The sequence below is a fragment of the Candidatus Proelusimicrobium excrementi genome (assembly GCF_937881865.1).
GTDB lineage: Bacteria > Elusimicrobiota > Elusimicrobia > Elusimicrobiales > Elusimicrobiaceae > Proelusimicrobium > Proelusimicrobium excrementi.
In genome coordinates this window covers 1-3,227 of sequence record NZ_CALGEO010000065.1, presented here as the reverse complement: position 1 = coordinate 3,227, position 3,227 = coordinate 1, and the positions used below count along the sequence as shown (strand labels likewise).

General features: G+C 47.0%; 2 protein-coding genes. Both read right to left on the bottom strand.

What is annotated here, in order from left to right; genetic code table 11:
- Positions 1 to 137: 137 nt before the first annotated feature.
- The gene (locus ACQY26_RS03185; protein WP_428047644.1) at positions 138 to 1,337 is read right to left on the bottom strand and encodes an MFS transporter; all 1,200 of its coding nucleotides are present in this window, start codon (positions 1,335 to 1,337) and stop codon (positions 138 to 140) included.
- The coding region (locus tag ACQY26_RS03180) for a thioesterase domain-containing protein (RefSeq protein WP_428047643.1) at positions 1,334 to 3,227 on the bottom strand (1,894 nt) is incomplete at its 5' end. The genes ACQY26_RS03185 and ACQY26_RS03180, both read right to left, overlap by 4 nt.

Genomic DNA, 3,227 nt, shown 5'->3' with positions numbered 1-3,227 from the left:
AAATCAGAGCGGCGCAAGGTGCAGTATAAGGCTTTGCTTAACCTAAATTGCTAGCAATGAGGACATAACATAGACCGAGTAAAAAAAGCCAAATACGGAAGTTTGCTAGCCGTGAGGACTTAATAACCAGCGAGTAACTATTGGCCCGTATCCCTAAGCCTAACCACCCCAAGCCCAGCCATGCCCAACACCATCAACCCAATAAGCACCCAATATCCGCCGGTAACTTTCCAAGCGTCCATAATGAAACCGATTATATAAGAAAGCAAAGCCTGCACCGCCATGGACAGGGCCATTAAAAGCGACAGACTTCTGCCAAGATATTCGCCTTTTACGGCTTCCATAAAGCCGGTATTCAAAAGCACTCTAAGCCCGGCAATGGCAACGCCCGTTATAAAAATATTTATAAGAAAAAAGTATATATTTTTATTGGTTACAAATAAAAACAGGCTGAACGCACCGACGGCAAATAAAATATTCTGCCAAAGCGGACGGCGGGATGCGGATATAAATCTGTGCGCCAAAAAGCCGGCCAGCATAGCCCCGACGGCAAATATCATATCGCCCAAACCGTAAACCATTGCGCCGCCGCCCAAATACTGTTCCACATAGCCCGGTATCACCGTATTGGAAGCGGAAATAACCACCGTCGGCACAAATACCACCAAACCGTAAAAGAAAATATCTTTCCTGCCGCGCAAATAGGCGATACCGCGCTTTATATTAAGCAAAAAGCCTTCCTTAGCGGGCAATTCATAATCAAATGAATATTTGGATTTTCCCAAAAGAAGATAGGCGGCGAAAGTCAAAATCGCGCCAACAAATATCAGCAAGCTGAAACCGAACGCATGATATAAAAAACCCGTCAGCAAAGCGGCGAACATCGCGCCGGCCTGAATTGTTATTTCTATTATGGAATTGCCTTTGGAAAGTTCGCTTTTATCCCACACCGCCGGTATGGCCCCGCGCGAAACGGTTATAAAAATAACCATGCAGGGCATATTAAGCAGAGCGAGCGCGTAAATTATATAAATGGCAGGCACGCCTAAAACGCAGCAAGCGGCCGTAAGGAAAAAGAGCAAAGCCTGGCCCAAACAGCAATACTTCATTATCGCCACTTTATTGTACTTATCGGTAAAACTGCCGGCCAAAACCAAAGTAATAAACGACACCGCCAGCGAAAGCGCGCCGTAAATACCCAGCACCTCGTTTTGGCCCGTACTGCTGATTATAAACCAATTTACGCCCACGACGCCGATATTCAGCCCTATGCTGGCCAAAGCGTTTACCGTAAAGAAAAGCCCCGCTTTGCCTTTAAAAAGTTCCGTTATTTTCATTTTTTCTTTTTACTTTTTCCCGTTATCTCCGAAGCGATAACTTCCAAAGCGTTGCCGCGCATAAGATAATTATGTACGGCATTTATTCGGACGGTTTTAAGGCGTTTTACATATTTGCCGAAGCCGTTATCGGGCTTATCTCTGTGCATAATCTGGAATTTGCGCAAAGCCAAAGCCAAAGCTTTGTCAACGTCGCCGGGGACGGCCTCCAGCCTGACGGCTTTAAAAAGCGTAACCTTGCCGCCGTATTTGCCCGGCTTATAGGCAAACATATCTTCCAAAACGTTTTTATTGTTTTCTATCAGCTTATCCATAAAACCCAGCTTTTTAAAGCGTCCGAAAAGCGGGTCATTGTTCAAATAAGCCTGGAAGAAAGAAGTTTCCATAAGCTTGCGCGTAAGTTCTTTTTCCTTTTCGGGGTGCTCGATTATAGGGTCGAGAAGATAAAGATTTTCCACCTTTTCGCCGGCTTTTTCCAGCAAAACGGCCATTTCGTAAGCGACGACCGCGCCGAAGCTCCACCCGCCCAGTATATAAGGGCCGGAAGGCTTCACTTTCTTTATATATTTTATATAGCGGCGAGCAAGGTTCTTTACGCCCCTGACGGGTTCTTCCTCGCTGAAGATATTATGCGGTTCTACGGCGTAAAACGGCTGCTCTTTAGGAAGCTTCGCGGCCAAAGACACATAAGCTTCCGCCCCGGTATTGGCAGTGTGGACGAAGAATATCGGCGTTTTTTTGCCGTTCTCGTTAAAGGCGTACACCATGGAAAACCTGTTTTTACTGTTAAGATAAGCCGCCTGATCCTTAAGTTTAGGGAATTTGAATATCGTAGCCGGCGGCATATTTTCCTTAAAATTATCCCTTACCCGGAGAGAAAGCTCCGTAGCCCTTAAAGAGGTTCCGCCCAAGTCAAAAAAGCCGTCGTCGCGCCCTATGGTTTTGACGTCCATATTCAATATATCCGCCCAAATTAGGGCCAGCTCACGCTCAGTACGTCCTTTTGGCGCGGCGTATTCTTCCGTTTTAACGACGTTTTCCAAAGGATCGGGCAGAGAAGCTTTATCCACTTTCCCGTTGGGGTTAAGCGGAATCGACTCAATCTGCATAATAAAATCGGGTATCATATACGGAGGCAGAGCGTCTTCCATAAAACGCTTAAGCGCGTTTACGTCAATTTTTTTATCCGAAGTTATATAGGCCGCGACATACGCCCCGCCGGATTTATCCGTTTTGGCTATTACGGTGGTGTCGCGTACGGAATGATATTTCCTTATTACCGTTTCAATTTCGCCCAATTCTATGCGGAATCCGCGCACTTTAACTTGGGAATCTTTCCTTCCCAAGAAGTCAATCCAGCCGTGCGGAGTAAAACGGGCCACGTCCCCGGTTTTGTACATAAGTTCAAAGCCGGGCTCGTCGGAAAACGGATTTTTGACGAAACGCTCCCGCGTAAGTTCCGGCAGGTTCAAATAGCCTTTAGCCAAATTTGCGCCGGAAATGCAAAGCTCGCCGAAGGTGCCCACCGGGGCCAAAGTTCCGTCTTTGCTTACGATATAAACCGAACAGTTGTTGACGGGCTTGCCCAAAGGCACGCGTTCATAGTATTTCTTGACGAACCAATAGGAGCTGTAAACCGTCGCCTCGGTCGGGCCGTAAGCGTTATAAAGTTTATAGCCGCGCGGAGGATGAACCGGCGTAAGCGTTTCTCCGCCGACTAGCAAGCACCTTAAAGAATGGTTCTTTATGCCGGTTACAAACTGCCTGCCGAGCTGAGTCGTAAGCAGCGCCAAAGTTATTTTATTGGATTCAAAATAGTCGTTAAGGGCGGGCAGGTCTATCCTCATATCTTCGGGGATAACGTGCACGCATCCGCCGGCCGACAAAGTA